The organism is Campylobacter sp. (assembly GCF_019423325.1).
Classification (GTDB): Bacteria; Campylobacterota; Campylobacteria; order Campylobacterales; family Campylobacteraceae; genus Campylobacter_B.
On record NZ_JAHZBQ010000002.1, the window covers coordinates 352620 to 374387 of the forward strand.

The window sequence follows — 21768 nt, forward strand, 5'->3', positions numbered from 1 at the left end:
CTAAATATATTTATAAGATATATTTTTAAACTCCTAAATTTTCGGAATCTTTATAAAAAAATTCTAATTTAATACTATTTTAATCAGTTATCTGTATAATACACATATTTTACGGAAAGAAGAATTTATGGATTTTGATTTTATAGCTAAATTTAGCCCTATGTTCGTAAAGGCGGGAATTTTAACGCTAAAGCTCGCATTTTACGGGATTTTATTATCCATTATCATCGGCTTTATCTGCACGCTAATAAAATATAAAAGATTGCCTCTATTAAGCCCGCTTGTGAGCGCATATATCGAGCTATCGCGTAATACCCCGCTTTTAATTCAGCTATTTTTTCTATACTACGGCCTGCCCAAGCTCGGCGTTCAAATTTCGGGCTTTACCTGCGCGATCGTAGGTCTTGCGTTTTTGGGCGGAAGCTATATGAGCGAGAGCTTTAGGCTCGGTTTTGAGGCGATAAAAAAATCTCAGATCGAAAGCGCGATGAGCCTCGGTCTTAGCGAGGCGCAGATAGTATTTTACGTCGTGCTACCGCGCGCTTTTGCGATCGCCCTACCCTCCATTAGCGCAAACATCATATTTCTACTCAAAGAAACTTCGATCGTTAGCATAGTCGCACTTGCCGATCTCGTTTATGCCGCAAAGGACGTGATCGGGCTGTATTACAAGACGAACGAAGCGCTATTTATGTTAAGCGTTTCGTATCTGATCATAATCCTGCCGCTTTCGCTAGCGCTTACGCTGCTTGAAAAACGCCTTGCGTATATGAGAGGCTAGCGATGGAACTCTTAAGCGGCGAAAATTTAATCAGGCTTCTTGGCGGGCTTGGGGTCACGCTGCAAATCGCGCTCATCTCGATCGCGGTTTCGCTCGCTCTAGGCTTGGTGCTTGGAATTTTAATGGCCTCTGGGCGCAGAGCCTTATACATCCCGCTTAAAATTTGCCTGGAGATCGTGCGCATCATGCCGCCCATCGTTTGGCTATTCATCGTATATTTTGGCGCGAGCAAGGCATTTGGCATCCACATCTCAAATATCGCGGCTTCGATCATAGTCTTTAGCGTCTGGGGCGTTTTTGAGATGATGGATCTGGTGCGCGGCGCCGTGCTTAGCATCCCCAAGCATCAGTTCGAAAGCGCCGAAGCGCTCGCATTTAGCAGATTTCAAATTTATCTCTACGTGATCCTGCCGCTTGCGATGAGGCGCCTGGTGCCCGCGACGATAAATTTATTCAGCAGGATGATAAAAACAACCTCGATTGCCGTACTCATCGGCGTCATCGAGCTCGTCAAGGTCGGGCAGCAGATCATCGAAGTGAACGTCTTCCGTGACAATTACGCGCCGCTAATCATCTACGGAGCGATATTTTTCGTATATTTTTTGATCTGCTATCCAATCTCGGCGCTTTCGAAAAAACTAGAAAACAGGTGGAGCTGATGGAAATTTTAAAAATCGATAAAGTCAATAAATTTTACGGCGAGCTGCACGCGCTAAAGGACGTCAGTCTTAGCGTCGCACAAGGCGAAGTCGTAGTGATCCTAGGCCCTAGCGGCTGCGGTAAAAGCACCCTACTTCGCACGATCAACGGGTTAGAGCCGGTACAAAGCGGAAATTTTATAATCGAGGGCGAGCGGATCGATCAAAATTTCAAAGAGTGGCGTAGGATCAGGCAAAAGATCGGTATGGTCTTTCAAAGCTATGAGCTCTTCGATCATCTAAGCGTGCTGCACAACATAATCTTAGGTCCGATGAAGGTGCAAAACGTTCCGAAAGAGGAAGCGATAACTCTAGCTCGCGAATGGCTAAAGATCGTAGGTCTTGCGGATAAGGAAAACTCCTACCCCAAAGAGCTTAGCGGCGGGCAGAAGCAACGCATCGCGATCGTACGAAGCCTTGTGATGAAGCCCAAGATCATGCTTTTTGACGAGGTTACCGCGGCGCTTGATCCCGAGATCGTGCGCGAGGTGCTAGACGTAATGCTAAATCTCGCCAAAGAGGGACAGACGATGCTAATCGTAACGCATGAGATGGGCTTTGCGCGCGCCGTAGCCGATCGCATAGTTTTTATGGACGACGGACACATTGTGGAGATTAACGAACCGGAGGCGTTCTTTACCGCGCCGAAGAGTGAGCGCGCAAAGAAATTTCTAAATATGTTCGAATTTAAAAAATAAATTTTAATAAAGGAGAAAAGATGAAAAAAACGCTAAGCACGCTTTTTATCTTAGGTGCGTTATTTTTCGCAGGTTGCAACGATGAGGGCAAAGGCTCCTCAAATTCCGCGCAAGGTTCCGCCGCGCCGCAAAGTTATATCGACGGAGTTAAAAAGCGCGGTATAGTAAGGATCGCGGTTTTCGGCGACAAGCCGCCGTTTGGTTATATCGACGAGACGGGTAAAAACGCGGGATATGACGTGTATTTTGCAAAACGTATCGCAAAGGAGCTTTTGGGCGATGAGAGCAAGGTTCAGTTCGTGCTCGTAGAGGCCGCCAATCGCGCGGAATTTTTGGCGTCGGATAAGGTCGATATCACGCTTGCAAATTTCACCGTCACGCCGGAGCGTAAAGAGGTCGTGGATTTCGCGCTACCATATATGAAGGTAGCCCTCGGCGTCGCGAGCAAGGACGGCGATATCACCGACGTTTCGCAGCTTAAAGACAAAACGCTTTTAATCAACAAAGGCACGACCGCGGATCTGTATTTTACGAAAAACCATCCCGAAATCAAGCTTTTAAAATTTGACCAAAATACCGAGACTTTCGGTGCGATGCTGGATGGCAGGGGCGATGCGATCGCGCATGATAATACGCTTTTGTTCGCATGGACTAAGTCAAACCCTGGCTTTAAGGTAGGTATCCGCTCGCTAGGCGATCAGGACGTCATCGCGCCTGCGGTCAAAAAGGGCAACGACGAGCTTCGCAAATGGCTTGACGATCTAATCGTAAAGCTCGCGGACGAGAAATTTTTCCACGCCGACTACGACGCGACGCTGGCGCCGGTATATGGCAACGACATCAAGGCTGACGATGTCGTAATTGAGGGCGGAAAGTTATAAATTTAGATTCGCCGTCTAGTTTAGCGGAGCGGTCTTACTAGGCCCCACAAGCTCGCAGCGACGCTAGCGCCGTAGCTTTACCAAAACGGCGTCATAAACGCCCAACGGTAAATTTAGCCGAGCCGAAATGCAGCCTAGCGCGGATCGTCGCGGCAAAATTTAAGTCGCGCGCGGCAGCGTAAAATTTCAAGCAATAGTAAAATTCTAACGCAAACTGCTCGTGCGGTAAAAATTTTGCCGTGCGAGCAATGATAAATCGCAAGCGCTCGCTTGTTAAACGGATCGGGAATTTATAAAATTTTATCGGCTCAAGGCGGCTCGTAAAGTCTTATACGAACGCCTTCCGCGTGCGTTTAATCTTTCGATTGGCTCGCGCGAAGGAGCGATCACATGTCCACCCAAGCGCACAATCCGCGGAATGCATTCATTTCCACGCCCAGCTACACAGCGCATTTGTACCGCTAAGCCTACGATCCTGCGCGCTTTGTCTGCATATCTGTGTGTCGCCAGAGCCGTATGCAGCCTGCCGCCGTCATACTCCACAGCGCCGCCGCTTGCCTCATTCGTTCCAAATTTTACGGTTCAAATTTAGCTCGCTCACGATACCCACAAGCGCGCCGATCTCATCTACGTAAAGCTCTATCGTGGCGTCCTGCTTTAGCGAGCAGTCGATTCTAGGCTCGAAATTATCGCGCCAGGTCTCGATCGCCACGTAAATTTTATCCTCTTTCATTACTGCGTTTATCTGCGAGCCTAGTCTTAGATAAACCTCCGTCAGTCGCTGCATCAAAAGCGGTGTCAGAGCGTATCTCGCACCTACCTGATCGGTCGTATAGACGTCGAAAAATTCTTCAAATTTCACGTCGTCCATATTCGCTCGCTGCCCGTATCTGCGCAGATTTCGCGAGTTTTTGTGGCACACCCGCACCTCGCAGTTAAGCCTTTTGTGAAAGTCCGCGACGAAAAGCACTCCTTGAAATTTTACGTCGGTGCGAGTGCCGTTTTTGGTGCGCACCTTTTCGGCGGCGTAAAAGTCGCTAAATCTAACGCGCACGCCCTGCACCTCCCCGCTCATCATATCCTCGCTCGATTGCTCGTTTATGTAGCAGTCATAAATTTCAAAAAACTCATCCGTCCCCAGCCCGCCGCTTTCATCGTAGCTAAGCCCGAAGCTTTTTGCGATGCTCGCGACGACCATGTTTTTAAAATTTGATCTGAAATTCCGTCTTTTGCTCGCCGTCAAAAGAGCGCTCACGACGCCGTAAACGGAGATGCCGAAAAATACGCCGGCCGCCATCTCCTCCCAAAAAAGCGCCACCAGTGCGCCCACGCCGGTCCCTACGGCAGCGGCGACGAGATTAGCCTTTTTCACCGATTTTTGCAGCGCCGCGCGCTCATCCTCCAGGCTCTGCAGATCGGCTAGAAAGTTAAATTTTGATCCGGCTGCTCCGTCTTTTTCGCTCCCACCTTCTCTTTCGGCGGCTTTGGGCTCAAACCTTCCATAAGTAACATTCATGCGGCTGTCGCCGCCTTGAAAGCCGCCGTCCTCGCCTACTTCAGCTTTTAATACCTGCCCCTCTTTCGCATCGGCTCTTAAAATTTGCCCATCTTGCGCTGCGCCCTGCCCTAGCACGCCCCTGTCTTGCGCCGTATCAAAGCCGCTAAATTTATCAAAATTTGCGCGCTGTGCGCCCTCGTTTTTGCTAGAGATCAAGCCGCAAAATAGACGGTAGAGCAGTCCGTTTAAAACCGGGAAGATGATGAAAAGCGCGACTATTAGCCAGTTTGTATCAAACGAGACGGGCTCCGCCCTCGTATTTAAAAGCACGTAAAGCCCGACTAGCAGCAGGATTATCAAAAATGAGATGAGCTTGCTAATGCGCGAGAGCTTTTCGCGCCGTTTTTCAAGTAGGTAAAGCTCCTGCAGATCGCCGTTTCTATCCATAATCCGCCTTTTGTAGCGCATTTAGCGCCGGTTTATTTGCCGCGCGCCAAATTTAAACGCTCGCACGCCGCCGCCTGATCGCTGCTAAATTTAGCGTAAAGCTTGCGCCCTGTCGCAAAATTTTAAAATTTGCTCCGCTGCTTTAAATTTAGTCGCCATAAAATTTTAAATTTCGTCCTTGCCGCGCCGCAGTTCGTTTAATGCGGGCAAATCTTTAGCGCCTCTTTTAGCCGCCCTAGCCCGTCTTTTAGCAGCGCCCTAGAGGTCGCGATATTTAAGCGCAAAAATTTCTCGCCGCCCTTGCCGTATTGCGCACCGCAGGAGAGATACAGCCCCGTTTTTTCGCGGATGAAGCGCGCAAGCTCCGCGCTATCCTGCGTGTAAGCGCCCGCATCAAGCCACATCAGATAGGTCGCGTCTTGCGGCACGACGCGCACCTGCGGAAGTTCGCGGGCGATAAATTCCGCCGCGAATTTGCGATTTTCGCTGAGGTATTCGCGCAGCGCGTCCAGCCACGGCGCACCCTTCGTAAATGCGGCGATCGCTCCTTGGACGCCGAAAAAATTCGGCTCGGCGATGTCGTCGGAATTTAGCGCCTTTGAAATTTTATGGCGCAAGCGCTTATCTACGGCAAAAACCGCCGCGCTTTGCAGCCCTGCGATGTTAAACGCCTTAGTTGGCGCGATTATGCTAGCCGAAATCCTCTCGCAGCTCTTGCTTGCCGCAGCAAATGGCGTGTAACGCACGCCCGGCTCGGTCAGATCGCAATGCACCTCATCGCTAAGCACCGTCACGCCGTGCTTCTCACACAGCTCGCCGATGTGGGCAAGATCGTCCCTGCTAAAAGTACGACCCACCGGATTGTGCGGATTGCAAAGGATAAAAAGCGTCGTCTGCGGATCGGCGAGCTTGGCCTCCAAATCCTCCCAATCGATGCTATAATCGCCGCTAGCGTAGGCAAGCTCGTTTTGCAACGGCGCGCGAGCGGCGTTTTTGATGCAGTAGTAAAAGCAGTTATAAACGGGGCTCATCAGTAGCACATTTTCGGCCGGCGAGGTGAGCTTACGGATGATCGAATCGATCGCAGGCAGCGTACCGCTAGCATAGATCAGCCACTCCTTTTGGATTTCATAATCGTGGCGCGCAAGCCACCAGCCTTGATACGCGCTACGCCACTCATCATCGATAATCGAATAGCCCAAAACTCGCTCATTTAGCCGCTTTTGCAGAGCCTCGATAATTTCGGGCGCTACGGCAAAGTCCATGTCCGCGACCCACATCGGAAGCTCGTTCTCGCCTACGTCCCATTTAAGCGACTTCGTGCCGCGACGGTTTGGCAGAGTGTCGAAGTCGTATTTCTCCTTGCCACTTATAAAATCAAAAAGTCCCATCTTACGCCCTTAATTCAGTAATGATTTCAGTTTTAGACGCGTCCGTTGCGCCGTCTAGGATCAGCTCGCCGATGCTTGCCGCGCGGATTAGCCCGCTGCTCGGATTTTTGACGCTATCGATTGCGCCTTTTATCTCGGCACGGACATCGCTGTATTCAAACGCTAGCGTCGTATTTATAAGCTCGCAGTCTTGCAAGAGTAAATTTTGCATATAGCAAAAGCCCTGCAGGCTCTCGATCTTGCAGTTTCGCAGCGTCACGTTTTTAGAATTCCAGCCGAAGTATTCGCCTGCGATGAAGCAGTCTTCGACCACGATATTTTCGCAGTTCCAAAATGCGTCCTTGGATAGAAGTTTGGAGTTTTTGATCATTACGTTTCTACAGCCGTCGAAGCAGTAATCCCCAAAAAGCGATAGATTTTCGATACTTAAGTTTTCGCAATCAAGCCCGAAATAAGCGCCCTTTGCAGTGACGTTTTTTAGCGTAACGTCGCTGCAGTGCCACAAGGTCTCTTGCGCGTCGTGAAATTCTACGTTTTGCAGCACGGCGTCTTTTACGCGGCGAAGCCCCTTGGGCGCGCCGTAGAGGCAGTCTTTTAGGACTACGCCGCGGCTATACCAGATCCCTGCGCGCGCGATCTCGTCGAATAAACAATCCTGTGCGCGGATATTTTCGGCGTACCAAAACGGATATTTCCACTCAAATTTACAGTTTTGCACGACGATATTTGCGCTGTGTTTTAGCGGCGACTCGCCCTCGCCGAAGACGGAATTTTCGATCCGCAGATCCTTTGCGCCGAACAGCGCGCGCTCGCCGCTAAAGTGCTTTTGTCTTAATATTTGCATGGCTTTCCTTAGATTTTAAAATTTGCTTCAGATTATACAAGGAATTTCAAAATTCCGCGTAGCTTGGGCATATGAAATGCGATCGAATTTTAAAAATTTTAAAATTTAAAGGCGGCGAGGGGCTAAATTTGACGCGCCTCGGTAGTGGTTACGAAACATATGCAGCGAATGCGCGGCAAATAGCCGCGCGCTTATAAAGGCGTTTTTGTAAACGCCCTAATGAAGCGCGCCTAGATCACTACGGCTATTCGCGTATTCGTTTAGGCACCCGTATCTGCCCACGATAGGCACCACTTGAAAGCCGAATAAAAATTTATCGCGAGCGGCGCCTTATAAAATTTGTAAAATTTTCTACAATCAACGTGCAAGTTCCCCTAAAGCGTCGTGTCTGAAAAAGGCGCAAAATTTCATCTCGCGCCGCAACGGGGCGCGTCTAATGCTCGTGGTGATGCAAGTGGATATCTTCGCCGCGGTCTCGATCTGTAGCGCGCTTTCGCAGATCAAAATACACAAAAAGCCCGCTAGGCGCGCCATCCTCGTAAATTTCAAGTTTGTAGCGCATTACGGCGTGCGTGCACACTGCAACATCAAGCGTCGCTTCATAGCCGTCTGCGCTGCGCTTTAGCGGGAATTCCGCATTGCCCATATTCATACTCACGCCCGAAATTTTAACGCTCGGATTTTTCAGCTCACGCGAAATTCCGCTTATTTTTAGCTCATTTGCTCCCGCTTCGATCGGATGGCGCGCTACGCTAAAGAGCGCCTTCTGCCCACCGGCGTTAGTCTCGCAGTCCTGTGCGGCTAGATTGCAGCCCAGACGCGTCCTTATGTCCTTAAATAATGCATCGCTCTCATCCGCGCCAAATCCTAAAGTAGCGGCGAAAATCAAGCTAAAACGTAGAGCCTTTATCATTATGATCCTTTGTAAATGAAATTTGTGCGCAATTTTAGCAGAAAATTCCGCGCCTATTAAAAATATTTATTAAAATTTTAGCTAAAATAACGATATCTTTTACGAAAGGATGAAAAATGGCTGAGTTTTTAATCAAAGACGCCAAGGACGGCTGCAAATTCGATCTACTTTATGACGGGCACGTACTGTGCACCTCCGAGGTTTACACGAGTAAGGCCGCTTGCAAAAACGGCATCGAAAGCGTCGTAAAAAACGCCGCGCTAAATAAGATCGAGGATCAAATTGCGGGCGGCGAAAAGCTAAATAATCCAAAATTTGAGCTTTACACCGATAAAGCAGGCAAGGTTCGCTTCCGCCTAACGGCCAGCAACGGACAGATCATCGCCGTTAGCAAAGATTTTGAAGCCAAAGCGGACGCTCTAAAAGTAATAGAGCTTATCGTAAAACAGGCTGCGAAAGCCAAGATCAAGGAGGCGTAAATGGACATAAACGGACTTGTAAATATGGTCTCTGCGCTCAAAAGCGACGATAAAAATTTAAGAGAATTTCAAAGCGGTCCAGTCGCTTTTATCGAAAAATTTCTAGGCGTGGACCTGCCCGACGATCAGATAAATGCGATAATTGCGGGCATCAGCTCAAATTTTTTAAGCAAAAACGAAAGCGGCGGATCTAGCTCGCTAGGCTCGATGCTGGGCGGACTTTTGGGCGGCGGCGAAGACGTGCAAGCAAACGCCGTCGATAGCAAAGGCGTGGATTTCAGCGCGCTGATCGGCAAAATCGCAAGCGCCAAGCTCGACCTCAACGGCGACGGCAAAATCGATATCAACGACGCAAGTAGCTTTTTGAGCAATCTTTTAGGAGGCGGCGCAAACGGCGAAGATAAAGGGTTAAGCTTAGGCAGCCTGCTAAAAACGTTTAAAATTTAAACGAGCTAAATTTCAAACGCAGGCCGGGTTTTGCGCGACGATATTTAAATTTGCGCGCGCTATTTTAATCCGCGCCTGCGCCGTTTAACGCCCGCGTGAAGAGTTTAAATTTACGCTGCATTGCGCGCGAGGTCTTGAGCTTAGGCAAAACGAGCTTAAATTTAGAGCAAGACGGCGTTTAAATTTAAGCCGCTTCTTTGTAGCATTTTATTTATGTTGCCGCGACATAGCGCTCGCTCCGCTCTTTTGAGCGCCATATTGAGCTAAAATAATCACAAACTCTGCTTTAAATTTTTATCTTTGCTCTTTAACATCCGCTTTAAATTTAGTCGCTTTTTGGCTCCGTTTTGTTTTACCGCCCATTCAAATGCCCACGTAGCGCGCCATAGCATGCCATTAAATTTTAAAAACGGCTATAAATTAAGCGCGAAAGAGTTCGCCTAAAAAGGATATATTTTCTTTCTATTTACTGTTTAGGTAGTATAATCATTCTCGTCCGACAAGATAAAACCTCCTTTTTGTATGAAGCCCGAGTTTAAAAGCCCGGGCTTTTTTTATGCCCGAAATTCTGCTATAATCCCGCCAAAAACCGCAAGGAAATTTTATGCTTACACATATCGACGAAAACAATATGCCGCGCATGGTAGATGTCGGCGCCAAGGATGATAGCGAGCGCGTAGCCACCGCTAGCGGCATCATACGAATGAGTGCGGAGGCGTTTGCCGCCGTTAAGCAAAACACGGCAAAAAAAGGACCCGTGCTTCAAACTGCCGTAGTTGCCGCGATAATGGGCGCTAAAAAGACAAGTGAGCTAATACCAATGACTCATCCACTTACGATTACTTCCATTAAAACCGATATTGAGGAGCTTGCGAGCGAGTGCGCGTTTAAGCTTTTTGTAACTGTAAAAATCACGGGCAAAACGGGCGTCGAGATGGAAGCGCTAACGGGCGTGAGCGTAGGACTGCTGACGATTTATGATATGCTAAAAGCGATAGATAAATCGATGCAGATCACTGACGTCGTGTTGCAGCGCAAAGAGGGGGGCAAGAGTGGCGTGTATATTAGGAGCTGAAAAGCCGAAAATCGACTATCCGCTCTTTTGGGAATACAAAGTAGTCCTAGACGCGGCTACCCAAAAGCGTGAGCAGATCGATGAAATTTTAAAGGGCGAAAATTACAAAATAGACTTTTCGCGCTTTTCAAACGGCGGTAAATATATGAGCTTCAACGTAAGCGTTTTCGTTAAAGACGACTTGCATCGAAACGAAATTTTCGAGCGCTTAAAAGCCCACTTTAAATATGTATTGTGACAGGAGATGAAATGAAAGAAGCAATAATCAAAAAATTCGGCGCCGATCTCGCGCAAATTTCACAAGCCGAGCTAGCCTCATATGTGCAAGAGCTCGCCTTGCAAGAAGCCGCGAAGGCTTTGTGTGAGCTTGACGACGAGAGTAAAAGCGCCAAAAGCACGCAATTAATCCTAGACTTCGCAGACGAGTTAAAAGACGCGGGCGCGCTTAGCGATGAGACGGCAGAAGCCCTACTTAACGGCGTTAAAAAGGCGCTGTGCGACGAGGACGAGCAGGCTCTTTACAAGCTCATCTACGACTACGACGATCTGCGCAAAAAGATAGCTTGTAAGCAAAAGGCTATTAAAGCACTTGTTTTGCGTAGCTACGATGATCTGGATACCGCGCTGCAAAACGCAAGTGAAACAGAGCTAAAAGAGCGCATAGGCTCGGCGCTACAGCGAGCGATCGCGAGCAAACTTCCGCTTGCGGACGTGCTAAAAGAAGCAAGCGAACTGGCCTTCATAAGCGTGCTGGAAAGCGGAACCGACATCGAGGATACCGCGCACGAAACGGCGAAAAACATCGCATTTTCGGCTATCTGCGACGGAGAATTTACGAAATTCCGCACTAAAGAAATTTCAAAAATCATCATAAATCGCGCGATTTTCGTCGCAAACGAGAGCAAAAATACCGCCTCTGCGCTGATTAGAGGCGCGATTTTAGGCTGCTACGACGGCATAAACAAAGCCGCCGAAAGATACCGCGACGAGCTAAGTTTCTCGCCAGCAAGCGACGCACAGAGCCTAGAGAACGAAAGGCTTCAAATTTCGCAGATGAGCGAGCTATTTAGCGCCGTGCTAAGCGACGCGGTCGCAAGCTCGGAGGAGCCCGCCAAAAGCGAGATCGCCAAGATCGCCGATGAAGAATTCGGCGGCTACCTGGCTAAATTTAGAAAAATTTCAAGCGATCTTGCCGAGCAGCTAAGCGCCAAAATCGGCGAGATCGAGCTTGGCGAGCGCGCAAAAAAGGCGAGCGCCAAAGCGCGCGAAATCACTCAAGAGCTGAGCCAAAAAAGCGCCAAAATTATCGAAAACCTCGATCTGGACGAGAAACTGGACGCAATCAAAAAAGAGCTTAGCGAATTTGAAAAGAAGATGAGCCAAAAATTTGCCGAGCTAAAAAGCTCCGACGTCGCCAAAAACGTAAGCGAAAGGGCGCGCGAGATGAGCGCTAAGGCTTACGAGGCCGCAAAAGAAACGATCGCCAAGCTAAAGTCCAAAAAGGACTAAATGGGCGCCGCGGGCGCGAAATCCTAGCGTCAAGTATGGCGCCCACGGCTTTACGTTGCATAATTTACTCGCTTGCCTTAAAGTCCGCACCCTCCAAAATAATGGAGCTTTCATTAGAGTTTGCGAGGCTTATGCGGAATTTTTCATGCGCTTTAACGGCGCTGTAAAATTCCATGCTGATAAGAATTTTACGAATTTTGCATAGCTAAATTTAGATGCGCGCTGCAAAATTCCGTGCCGCCAAAAATCCTACGGCGATGCGAGACCCCGGTCCAACCAAATCTTGCCGCAGCGATAAAATTCTAAGTGTAAAATTTTATAGCTGACGCGGCACATATAAAATTCCAAAAACGGCGCAGATTTTTAAGCTTAAAATTTCATCGTACAAATTTGCATAGCCGAATTTTAAAATTCTAAACGCATAAAATTTAAAATTCCGCCCCAAAGTGATATAGCACGGTTTGCAGTTTGAAATTTTATCCCGACGCGCGCAAATGAAATTCCGCGAGATAAAATTCTACGAAAAGGCGTCTTGGCGTTTGGCATTTCTGCGATCATTTCAATTCCAATAAAACGCAATTTCATTGCAGCACAAGATGCAGTGGTGTAGTGTCTTTTGCCAAGTTAATAATTAGAATTTATGTGCCACAAAATACCAACGCGACTCATCTCAAATCATGGCAACATCCGAGCCCATCTTATCGCGCAATTTGATTGCGCAAATTTCAAATTGCTCTTATCTGCCCAAACCGAGCGCTTGGTGCAAATAAAATTCTGCCACATTTATCGTAGTCTACGCTACGTAAATTTAAAGCCGCGATCTCGCCCCCCTACTCTATATTTAGGCTCGGCAGCGCTACACTTGGACAAATCCACTACTTTCACATAGCAATGCCTAATTTACGCCGCGATAAAATTCTGCGAAATCACCGCTAAATTTTATCGCTAAATTACAAAGCCCAATCCTATTTTAAAGGCGACGGGCGTCCTTAAATTTTACGGCAAATTCTAAATATATCGCGCCTGCAAAATCCGGCAATCCAAAATAAAATTCTAAAAATTTAACCAAATTTCGCTAAAATCGCCGCAAAATTTCAAGGAGAAAAGATGAAAAAATTAGCTCTTTTAATATCCTTTGCTGCGATGATGATTTTTACCGGCTGCGCGAGCACCACGCAAGGCGGCGCCGTAGGCATCGACCGCTCGCAATTCATCACTGTAAGCGAAGCTGAAATGGATCAAAGTGCCGCGCTTGCCTACAAGCAGATCACTACCCAAGCAAACGCCAAGCACATCCTAAATACCGACAAAAAGCTAACTGATCGCGTTAGAGGCATCTCGAAGCGCCTAATCGCTCAAGTCGGCGCATTTCGCAAAGACGCACTAAAATGGAACTGGCAGGTAAACGTCATAAACGACCCTACGATCAATGCTTGGTGTATGCCTGGCGGTCGCATCGTCGTATATACGGGCATCATCGAAAAGCTTAAGCTTACCGATGCCGAGCTGGCTGCTATTTTGGGGCACGAGATGTCGCACGCACTGCGCGAACACAGCCGCGAGCGAGCCTCGACTGAACAGATGAAAGATGTCGGTATCGCCGTAGCAAGCTCCGCAGCAGGGCTTGGAGATCTGGGCTCAGCGGCTTTGAACATGGCGGCGCAGTACACATTCACGCTGCCGTTTTCGCGCACGCATGAGACGGAGGCCGATCTGATGGGTGTTGAGCTGATGGCACGCGCAGGATACGATCCGCGAGCGGCGATAAACGTCTGGGAGAAGATGAATAAGTTAAACGAGAGCCATCCACTTAAATTTATGTCCACGCACCCTTCAAACGACGATCGCATCGCTGATCTAAAAGAGGTGATGCCGAAAGTCTTGCCGCTTTACGAGGCTGCCACAAGAAATAGATAGTCTTGCGATTTAAAATTTCGCAAGAGTTTGCGCGCTGAGGTTTTTTTAAGTAGCGAGTTTTATCGTAGCATTTAAATTTCTTAATGGACTTGCGCGCGGCGCTAGAATTATCCGCCACCGCGCTAGAGCTCTATCGCGATAAAATCTCGCCGCGACAAAGGCCTGCCGCAGCGCGAAATTTTAAATTACCGCAGAATTCTACGCACGGGCGCGAGGTATTTTCCGCGCCTTTTGGATTTTAAAGCGTTTTTAGATATAATCATAAATATTTATTTTTAAATTTCAAAGGATAAGAAATTTGGACACGGACAGTTCGGTTTTAATGTTAGTTTTAGCTTTTGTATTCATCTTTATGAATGCTTTTTTTGTTCTTTCGGAATTCTCAATCGTCAAAGTAAGAAAGTCTCGCCTCGAAGAGCTTATCAAGGATAAAATTCCAAACGCAAAGCTCGCTTTTAAAATTTCAAACTCCCTTGACACCTACCTCAGCGCCACACAGCTAGGCATTACGATAAGCTCGCTCGCCCTCGGCTGGATCGGTGAGCCCGCGGTATCGAGACTGATCGAGCTGCCACTAAGATCCATCGGCATAGGCGGCGGAGCGGCGGCGCATACGATCGCCTTCGTCATATCTTTTACGCTCGTTACGCTATTTCATGTCGTACTCGGCGAGCTAGTGCCAAAATCCATCGCTATTGCTAAAACCGAGAAGATCGTGCTTTTTATCTCCAGACCGCTTCATATTTTTTGGATTATGTTTTTTCCGATCATCAAGGCATTTGACTTCATCGCCGCCGTCTCGCTTAAAATCATAGGTGTAAAGCCCGCCAAAGAGAGCGAGCTTGCGCTTTCGGACGAAGAGATCAAAATCATCGCAAGCGAGAGCCTAAAAGGCGGCGTGCTCGATAGCCTAGAGACCGAGATCATCAAAAACGCCGTCGATTTTAGCGACACAGTCGCTAAAGAGATAATGACGCCGAGGCGCGATCTAGTTTGCCTAAATAAGCAAAAAAGCTACGATGAAAACTACGCAACCGTATTGCAGTCGAAATTTACGCGCTTTCCGTATATCGACGGCAGCAAAGATAACGTCCTAGGCCTCATCCACATCCGCGACATCATCCAACAAAAGGGAGATAAAAGCTTCGATAAGATCGTGCGCAAGCTCATCATCGTGCCTGAAAATAGCCCGATCTCTAAAATTTTACCTATGATGAATAAGCAGCGCATTTTTGCCGCGCTCGTCATCGACGAATACGGCGGCACTGCGGGATTTTTGACGATGGAAGATATAATAGAAGAAATTTTTGGCGACATCAACGACGAGCACGACGCGAATGCGCAAAATTTCAAACGTATCGACGAGAATACCTTTGAGTTTAGAGGCCGCTTCGAGATCGAAGGCGTCGAGGAGGTGATGGGCATTGACTTCGACGAAGAGACCGAGCAGCTTACGATCGGCGGCTACGTCTTTAATCTCTTCGGTAGCCTACCTGAAATCGGCGATAAAATAAGCGATGAAAACTGCGACTATGAAGTGCTGCGAATGGATGGCACAAGAGTTTCGCTCGTAAAAGCGATCAAAAAAGCAGTCGCGCAGCCCCAAGAAAATGAAGAAGCTGAGAAAAATAACTAAGCCAAAGTGCGGGTTAATAAATTTCACTCTGCGATGCTGCGTGCCGGAAATTTCAAACATGCTGCCGCTTGCGACGCTCTCAATTCCCATGTAGGGTGAAAATTTATTCACCGCTCCCGTATAGATGCCCTAATAGCGGGCACAGGAATGCCACTCTCCTTGTAGAGCGCCATAAAAGTGCTATTTATAAGTCCTCTTCATATTACAAACGAAAGGCGAAATTCTACCGCGAAAATTCTGCCAGAGCGGCGCTAGATAAAATTATTGATAGCCTTCTTTCAAATTTTGCGAGATCGTAGATTTTAAAAATTTCAAAATTTCGCGGAATTTTAAAATTCTAATTGATCTAAATTTCTCGCCTAACTTAAATATCAAGCCCAGCTACAAGCCCAGGCCAAGCGAATTTTAAATCCAAAGCCTAAGCGTAAAATTCTAAAATTATTAAAGATAAAATTTTGCCGCGCAGTATCGCAGAATTAACTCTATCGATTTTAATCGTAAAATTCCGCCAATCTTGCTTTAAAACTTCGCGATTTTAAATTCTAAAAATTCCTCAATAATCAAATCGGCACGTCTTAAAATTCCGCATAAATAAATCTTAAATTCCTTTTTGCTACCATAACGAAAATTTTTCACACGGATGGCTTTATGACAAAACACAAATTCTCATCGCGTTGGGCCTTTATCATCGCTTGCGTGGGCTCTGCTGTAGGTATGGCAAATGTCTGGGGCTTCCCTTACAAACTCGGCACGAACGGCGGCGGCGCATTTTTGCTAATTTACGTTTTTTTCGTAGCGCTGTTTTCATATGTAGGCCTAAGCGCCGAATACGCGATCGGTCGCCGCGCCAAAACAGGCACGCTGGGCTCATACGAATACGCGTGGAAAAGCCGCGGACTTGGCGCTATCGGTAAGGTTATCGGCTGGCTACCGCTTGCCGGTTCGATGTGTATCGCAGTGGGCTATGCCGTCATCATCGCCTACGTTCTAAAAGCGCTAGTCCAAGCCATAGACGGCTCGCTAATGAGTGAAAATACCGATACGTGGTTCAACTCTTTTGCCCTGGCGCCCTACTCCGTGGTGCCTTATCACTGCATAATCGTCGCAGGCACGTTGCTGACGCTGTTTTTCGGCGCCAAAAGCATCGAAAAAACGAATAAAATTATGATGCCGCTATTTTTCGTGCTATTTGCGATTTTGGCGGTTAGGGTTGCGACACTGCAAGGCGCTGCGGGCGGATATGCCTTTCTTTTCGGCGCTGATTTTACTAAGCTAGCAGATCCGATGGTTTGGATTTCTGCGATGGGACAGGCATTTTTCTCGCTATCGATTACGGGCTCAGGCATGATCGTCTATGGCGCGTATTTATCCAAGGACGAAGACGTCGTATCTGCGGCGAAAAATACCGCGCTATTTGACACGCTAGCCGCGATGGTAGCTGCGCTAGTGATGATCCCTGCAGTATTTGCTTACGGAATGGATCCGGCGGCGGGGCCTAAGCTACTTTTCGTAACTCTGCCTAAAATTTTACAAGATATGGCAGGTGGTAGAATTTTTGCGGTGATTTTATTTACCGCCGTGATTTTTGGTGGAATTTCATCGCTTCAAAATATGTTCGAAGTAGTCGCCGAATCGCTAATGCATAAGTTTCCAAGGCTAAGCCGTGCATTCACGCTTGCGCTATTGTGCGCGATCTGCCTGGGTGCGGGCCTTGGTATGGAAGCGATAAGCTCATGGGGTCCGTGGATGGATTTCGTATCGATTTATATCATTCCGATCGGAGCAGTAATCGGCGCGATATCGTGGTTTTGGGTGATTAAGCGGAATGAAATTTTAGATGAGATCAATCTGGGCGCAGAGAGGGTTCGCGGCAAGCTCTGGTATGATATCGGGCGCTTTGTCTATGTCCCGCTGGCGCTACTTTTATGCATAATCGCGCTTAGTATGCATATTTCGTTTTAAATTAAAATTTCGCTAGATTTAGAATTAATAGTGTTCTCTCGTAATGGAATTTTAGCAAAACACATTTATAAATCATTGCATTATCCATATAAATAATGTATAATGCAATCAAAAAGGAAACAATATGACGCGATCTATAAACGTAAATTTTAGAATGGATGCCGAGCTTAAAAAAGGGTTGGAGGAAGTATGCTCTGAAATGGGGCTAAATTTAACTACTGCTTTTACAATATTTGCTAAAAAAGTATTGCAAGAACGCAAAATTCCTTTCGAGCTGACAGCAGATCCCTTTTACAGCCACGAAAATTTATCTCATCTTAAGCGCTCTTTTGACGAATTAAAGAAAAATAGCGGGATTGAGCACGATTTGTTAAAAGCGGATCAATGAAAAAAATCTGGTCGCAAGAAGCTTGGAAGGATTATCTGTATTGGCAGGAAAATGATAAAAATATTCTAAAGCGCATAAATAAGTTAATCCTAGATATAGAGCGTAACGGCTACGATTGTATAGGCAAACCCGAAGCGCTAAAGGGCAATTTATCGGGGCTTTATAGTGTTAGAATAGATGGAAAAAATCGGCTCGTATTTAGAATATCTAATGGCGCCATAGAAATAGCTCAGTGTAAAACTCACTATGGAGATAAGTAAAATACGTACAAAAGCATCAATATCAAAGCGGTAGTATTTGTCCCAAAATAAAAACTTTCACACCAAAAAAAAGGCGTGGAATTTTAAAATTTTATCTTATTTTATGGCTTAAAATTTTGAAATTCAGTGCAGATTTAAAGCAGTAAATTTCAAAATTTTACCTTGGCTGCTAAAAAGAAATTTCGTCGTTAAATTTAACAACAGAAATTGCTTTTTAATAAATGCCGTATCTGCAAAAGAGTATCATGAGCTGCTGCAATATTTCAAGGCGCTAAACGTAAAAATAGAAGATCGGACCGACTTTATACCGCAGGCTCAAAACAGCGGTTATTTCACCGATAAAAATGAAATTTACAGCGACGGTTTTAACGATACGCAAATTCCGAAGAAAATTTTTAAATGGAAGCTTAGGCGGTTTTTTAGTTTGGATTGAAATTTTAGTCCAAACGGTAAGTTCTTAAATTTAGCGAGAATTTCACGAGCAAATAGAGAGTAGGGCGGCGAGGCAAATATTGCTCGCTGTTATCTCCAGCCTGCCGCAACTCAAAGTTACGATAAGTCAAATCAACTCAGTCATCACTGCAAGCGCAAGGCTATAAAATTTAAATCAGCTCTGTGACCTATCGTTGCAGTCGCGAGGCTGTAGCAAGCTAAATCGTCTACGATCAGCAGCTGCGGTAAGTCAAACAAACCCGACTCGCCGTAGCAAAACCACGGCGAGTTTGGCTAAAGCCTGTAGAGGATCGGCGTATCTAGTCCAAGCCAGCAATGAGCCAGTCTTAAACCCCAGACCGCTCCCAATCCCTACTTCGCCCCTTTAGGCGGCATAAATGCGGTTAGTTTGATATCCTCGCCCGCCTTGTGTTTATAAAGCTCGATATTTACTAACGCCGTGTGCGCGATATTGCCATTGGCAAGCTCGCTCGTAGGAAGATCGATCGTAAGCACGTTCGGATTTCCGTTTTTGCAAAGCCCCTCGGCGTTAGGATCGTACCACGCGCCTTCGAAGATCTGCACCACGCCGCGCATTATGTCGTCGCTTACGTTGGCTCCCGCCAAAATTTCGCCGCGAGCGTTATAGACGCGCACCAGATCACCCTGCTTGATACCGAGCTCCTTAGCGTCCTCGGTATTTATTAGCACCGGCTCGCGATCCGCGACGGCGTATCTCTTGCGATTTGAGGTGTTACTCTGCTGCGAATGCAAGCGGTCATACGGATGCAGACTAAGCAGGTGAAATTTCGCAGGCTTATCCTTCATCCCCAGCCACTCGACGGGCTCGAACCACATCGGATGCGCGCCGCAGTCTTTGTAGTTCATCGCAGCAATCGTATCGGAGTAAATTTCAATCAGCCCGCTAGGCGTTCCCAAAGCCTCCAAAACAGGATCATTTCTAAAATCCTCAAAGCTCACGTACGCAGTACTCTCCGGCGTTTCGTAAAATTCTGTCGGCTCGTTTTTCTCCCACCACTGCTCAAAGCTCGGCATCTGTATTCCCAAAGCGGTGTTTGCATTCACGGCGCTAGCTGCCCCTTCGTAAAATTCTTTGATCCAATCCATCTCCGTTTTGCCGCCGTCCGTATAAGCCTCGGCAAGCCCGTCTGCGTAAGCCTTGCAAAGGTCGGTAAAAATTTGATAATCGTCCTTCGCGCCGTGCTGCTTGGCGACGACCTGCTTCATCGGGATTATATGCATATTGGAGTAGTCTCCGCTCATCGTGATGTCGTTGCGCTCATACTCCGTCGTGGTCGGAAATACGATGTCCGCCATCTTCGCAGTCGGCGTCCAGTAAATTTCATTCACTACGATGGTGCGCGGCTTGCGCCAAGCCTTTATGTTAGTGTTGGTATCTTGATGATGCACGATTGGATTTCCGCCAACCCAGTAGATAAAATCGATCTTCGGATAAGTGATCTTTGCGCCATTCGCGTCGATCGTCTTGCCAGGATTTAGTAGCGCGTCCGCGATACGAGCTAGAGGAAAAGCGACCTTCGCCGTATTTACCAGCCATGCTTGAGCTGCTTCACCGCCTTGTTTCTGATCCTGCGCAAGCCCTAGGAATTTGCCGTCCTTAACGACGCCGACGCTTGCCGCGTTCATTCCGCCGATCACGCCGCCCGCGCAGGTAGGCGCGCCGCCGTTAGCGTAGTGGTAGCTAAAGCCGAAGCCCCCTCCTGCAAGTCCGATCTGCCCCAGCATCGCGCACAAAGTTACGATCATCCAGTGTGCCTGCTCGCCGTGATGAGCGCGCTGGATACCCCAACCCGCCATTATCATCGTGCGGTTTTCATAAAATTTTATCGCAAGCTCTTTGATCACGTCCGCGCTAATGCCGCAAATTTCACTAGCCCACTCCGGCGTCTTAGCCACGCCGTCGCTCTGCCCCGTGAGATATGGGACGAATTTTTCAAAGCCCACGGTGTAGTTTTGTAAAAATTCCTTATCGTACTTGCCCTGTGAGTAGAGGTGCTGCGCCATACCTAGCATCATCGCTACGTCGGTGTTAGGGCGAGGGGCAATCCATCGCGCCTTGCCCTCGAAATACTTGCCGCTTACGGTTTTGATCGGATCGATGATGATGATCTCTTTATCGCTGTTTTTTAGCTGCTCGAAATACTTAAATCCCTGCTCGTCCGAGCTCGTCCACGCTACGCGAAGCGTAGAGATCGGATTGAGCCCCCAAAAGACCACTACTTTGGAGTTTTCAAGCACCACGGGCCAAGAGGTTTGCTGCTCATATACCTGATTTGAGCCCGTTACATGTGGCATTATGACCTGCGCCGCACCCGTGGAGTAATCGCCCGTGACGCCCGTAAAGCCGCCGCTTAAGTTCATAAATCTATGAAGCAGCGTCCTTGAGACATGCACGTTGCCCGTGCTCTGCCAGCCGTAGCTGCCCGCAAATACCGAGCTCGCGCCCTTTTGCTCGCGCGTCTTTTTAAGCTCGCGCGCGACGAGTTTGATCGCGTCCTCATATTTTACCTCGACCCATTCGTCAAGCCCTCGAAGCTCGGGCTTTGGATTATCGGGATCGGCGAGATATGATTTTCGCACCATCGGCGCTTTGATGCGCGTGTTATAAACGAGATCCGCCATCGTATTTTGAAGAGTATTTGGAATTTTAGAGGTGATCTTCCACGGCGCGGATTTTACGATCTTGCCGTTTTTGACGCTCGCTTTTAAAATTCCCCACCGCGCCGCGGTTAAAATTTCGCTGTTTTTCTTAAGCGCGGTAAGTTTATCCGCCGCAAGCATCGAGCTTGGGATGAGCGGAAGCGCCGAGACCGCCGCGCCGAGCTTTAAAAAATTTCGTCTTTTCATTTCATATCCTTTAAATTTACGTCCTTGGAGTGCTTTTGCAGATACTGCACCACCGTCCAGCTCTCGTCTTTGCTAATAGGCGTGCGCGAAAGCATCGATTTAATGTAGCCGGGCCATTTGTTTGCCTCGTAGCTTGCGGGCTGATGTAGAGCGTGACAGACGCTACACGAGGCTTCAAATTTCTCCTTAGCGCCCGCGAAAATTTTATCCACGTCGCCGCTTAGCGCGCCCTCGTCGGTGTAGGCGGTTATTTTAACCTTATTAAAGCCGTCCTCTTCGCCCAAGCTCTCGCTTTGAAATTTAGCCTGCTTCGAAAACGCCACCGCGATTATGCGCGCTTTAGGCGTGAAATAAATAACATTGGGCGCCTTTGGATTTTGATAGCCGATGAGCGAAAATTTCACCGCTCCGTCCTTGACCTCCAAAACCTCTATGGCATTCGTAGGCAGCAGCCTACCGTCCTTGTGCGACAAATCGCCGCTTACGCTTACCTGCTTTAGCACCGTGCCGTAAAGCGTCTCGCCTGCCTTGACCTCGGCGTTTGCACAGCTTGCGATCGCAGCCGCAAGAGCCGCCGCAGCCGCAATAGAATTTAAAAACTTCATGCTTATCCTTTCTTAAAA

Annotated in this window: 21 protein-coding genes; 14 read left to right on the forward strand and 7 right to left on the reverse strand. The window is 47.8% G+C overall.

Translation table 11 applies throughout. The features are described from left to right. The first annotated feature begins 127 nt into the window (after nt 1-127). Genes QZ367_RS06690 through QZ367_RS06705 form a run of 4 tightly spaced genes read left to right on the forward strand, consistent with a single transcriptional unit; the run spans nt 128 to nt 3058 of the window. A complete protein-coding gene (locus QZ367_RS06690; protein ID WP_291938807.1) occupies nt 128-781 on the forward strand; it encodes an amino acid ABC transporter permease in 654 nt (217 codons plus the stop codon). 2 nt (nt 782-783) lie between these two features. Then, nucleotides 784-1440, forward strand: a complete 657-nt coding sequence (locus QZ367_RS06695; RefSeq protein ID WP_291938809.1) for an amino acid ABC transporter permease — start codon at nt 784-786, stop codon at nt 1438-1440. After that, nucleotides 1440-2177, forward strand: a complete 738-nt coding sequence (locus QZ367_RS06700; RefSeq protein WP_291938811.1) for an amino acid ABC transporter ATP-binding protein — start codon at nt 1440-1442, stop codon at nt 2175-2177. The genes QZ367_RS06695 and QZ367_RS06700 overlap by 1 nt, the downstream gene beginning before the upstream one ends. Before the next feature lie 20 nt (nt 2178-2197). Next, nucleotides 2198-3058, forward strand: a complete 861-nt coding sequence (locus QZ367_RS06705; RefSeq protein ID WP_291938813.1) for a cysteine ABC transporter substrate-binding protein — start codon at nt 2198-2200, stop codon at nt 3056-3058. 559 nt (nt 3059-3617) lie between these two features. On the opposite strand, the gene QZ367_RS06710 is transcribed toward QZ367_RS06705, so the two are convergent. The 4 genes from QZ367_RS06710 to QZ367_RS06725 form a co-directional block, all read right to left on the reverse strand. Continuing rightward, nucleotides 3618-5003, reverse strand: coding sequence for a DUF3137 domain-containing protein (locus QZ367_RS06710; protein WP_291938814.1), 1386 nt, complete (start codon nt 5001-5003; stop codon nt 3618-3620). A 197-nt stretch (nt 5004-5200) separates the two neighbouring features. Beyond that, the gene (locus QZ367_RS06715; RefSeq protein ID WP_291938816.1) at nt 5201-6394 is read right to left on the reverse strand and encodes a MalY/PatB family protein; all 1194 of its coding nucleotides are present in this window, start codon (nt 6392-6394) and stop codon (nt 5201-5203) included. 1 nt (nt 6395) lies between these two features. Next, on the reverse strand, nt 6396-7238 hold the full coding sequence (locus QZ367_RS06720; protein ID WP_291938818.1) for a DUF3737 family protein: 843 nt from the start codon (nt 7236-7238) through the stop codon (nt 6396-6398). 433 nt (nt 7239-7671) lie between these two features. Beyond that, on the reverse strand, nt 7672-8151 hold the full coding sequence (locus tag QZ367_RS06725; RefSeq protein WP_291938820.1) for a hypothetical protein: 480 nt from the start codon (nt 8149-8151) through the stop codon (nt 7672-7674). A gap of 116 nt (nt 8152-8267) precedes the next feature. Here QZ367_RS06725 and QZ367_RS06730 point away from each other — a divergent pair, with 116 nt between their 5' ends. From QZ367_RS06730 to QZ367_RS06750, 5 genes are all read left to right on the forward strand, one after another. After that, nucleotides 8268-8630, forward strand: a complete 363-nt coding sequence (locus QZ367_RS06730; protein WP_291938821.1) for a YegP family protein — start codon at nt 8268-8270, stop codon at nt 8628-8630. Next, nucleotides 8631-9077, forward strand: coding sequence for a hypothetical protein (locus QZ367_RS06735; RefSeq protein ID WP_291938825.1), 447 nt, complete (start codon nt 8631-8633; stop codon nt 9075-9077). A 604-nt stretch (nt 9078-9681) separates the two neighbouring features. Further along, a complete protein-coding gene (gene moaC, locus QZ367_RS06740; protein ID WP_291938827.1) occupies nt 9682-10152 on the forward strand; it encodes a cyclic pyranopterin monophosphate synthase MoaC in 471 nt (156 codons plus the stop codon). After that, the gene (locus QZ367_RS06745) at nt 10130-10390 is read left to right on the forward strand and encodes a DUF493 domain-containing protein (protein ID WP_291938828.1); all 261 of its coding nucleotides are present in this window, start codon (nt 10130-10132) and stop codon (nt 10388-10390) included. Before moaC ends, QZ367_RS06745 begins: the two co-directional genes overlap by 23 nt. A gap of 11 nt (nt 10391-10401) precedes the next feature. Beyond that, entirely contained in the window at nt 10402-11661 is a 1260-nt protein-coding gene (locus tag QZ367_RS06750; protein WP_291938830.1) for a hypothetical protein, read from the forward strand. 405 nt (nt 11662-12066) lie between these two features. Here QZ367_RS06750 and QZ367_RS06755 read toward each other — a convergent pair whose 3' ends face one another. Next, entirely contained in the window at nt 12067-12219 is a 153-nt protein-coding gene (locus tag QZ367_RS06755) for a hypothetical protein (protein ID WP_291938832.1), read from the reverse strand. A 549-nt stretch (nt 12220-12768) separates the two neighbouring features. Here QZ367_RS06755 and QZ367_RS06760 point away from each other — a divergent pair. The 5 genes from QZ367_RS06760 to QZ367_RS06780 all read left to right on the forward strand — a co-directional run bounded on the left by QZ367_RS06760 (nt 12769) and on the right by QZ367_RS06780 (nt 17824). Beyond that, nucleotides 12769-13578, forward strand: coding sequence for a M48 family metallopeptidase (locus QZ367_RS06760; protein ID WP_291938833.1), 810 nt, complete (start codon nt 12769-12771; stop codon nt 13576-13578). A gap of 322 nt (nt 13579-13900) precedes the next feature. After that, a complete protein-coding gene (locus tag QZ367_RS06765) occupies nt 13901-15214 on the forward strand; it encodes a hemolysin family protein (protein WP_291939300.1) in 1314 nt (437 codons plus the stop codon). Nucleotides 15215-15862: 648 nt separating this feature from the next. Beyond that, nucleotides 15863-17176: a sodium-dependent transporter gene (locus QZ367_RS06770; protein ID WP_291938834.1), complete on the forward strand. Its 1314-nt coding sequence runs from the start codon at nt 15863-15865 to the stop codon at nt 17174-17176. A 124-nt stretch (nt 17177-17300) separates the two neighbouring features. Beyond that, a complete protein-coding gene (locus QZ367_RS06775) occupies nt 17301-17564 on the forward strand; it encodes a type II toxin-antitoxin system RelB/DinJ family antitoxin (protein ID WP_291938835.1) in 264 nt (87 codons plus the stop codon). Continuing rightward, nucleotides 17561-17824, forward strand: a complete 264-nt coding sequence (locus QZ367_RS06780) for a Txe/YoeB family addiction module toxin (protein WP_291938836.1) — start codon at nt 17561-17563, stop codon at nt 17822-17824. The genes QZ367_RS06775 and QZ367_RS06780 overlap by 4 nt, the downstream gene beginning before the upstream one ends. A gap of 804 nt (nt 17825-18628) precedes the next feature. Here the strand turns inward: QZ367_RS06780 and QZ367_RS06785 are convergent. Together QZ367_RS06785 and QZ367_RS06790 are read right to left on the reverse strand one after the other, a co-directional pair. Then, a complete protein-coding gene (locus tag QZ367_RS06785) occupies nt 18629-21145 on the reverse strand; it encodes a molybdopterin guanine dinucleotide-containing S/N-oxide reductase (RefSeq protein WP_291938838.1) in 2517 nt (838 codons plus the stop codon). Continuing rightward, nucleotides 21142-21750, reverse strand: coding sequence for a cytochrome C (locus QZ367_RS06790; protein WP_291938840.1), 609 nt, complete (start codon nt 21748-21750; stop codon nt 21142-21144). The genes QZ367_RS06785 and QZ367_RS06790 overlap by 4 nt, the downstream gene beginning before the upstream one ends. Nucleotides 21751-21768: the final 18 nt, after the last annotated feature.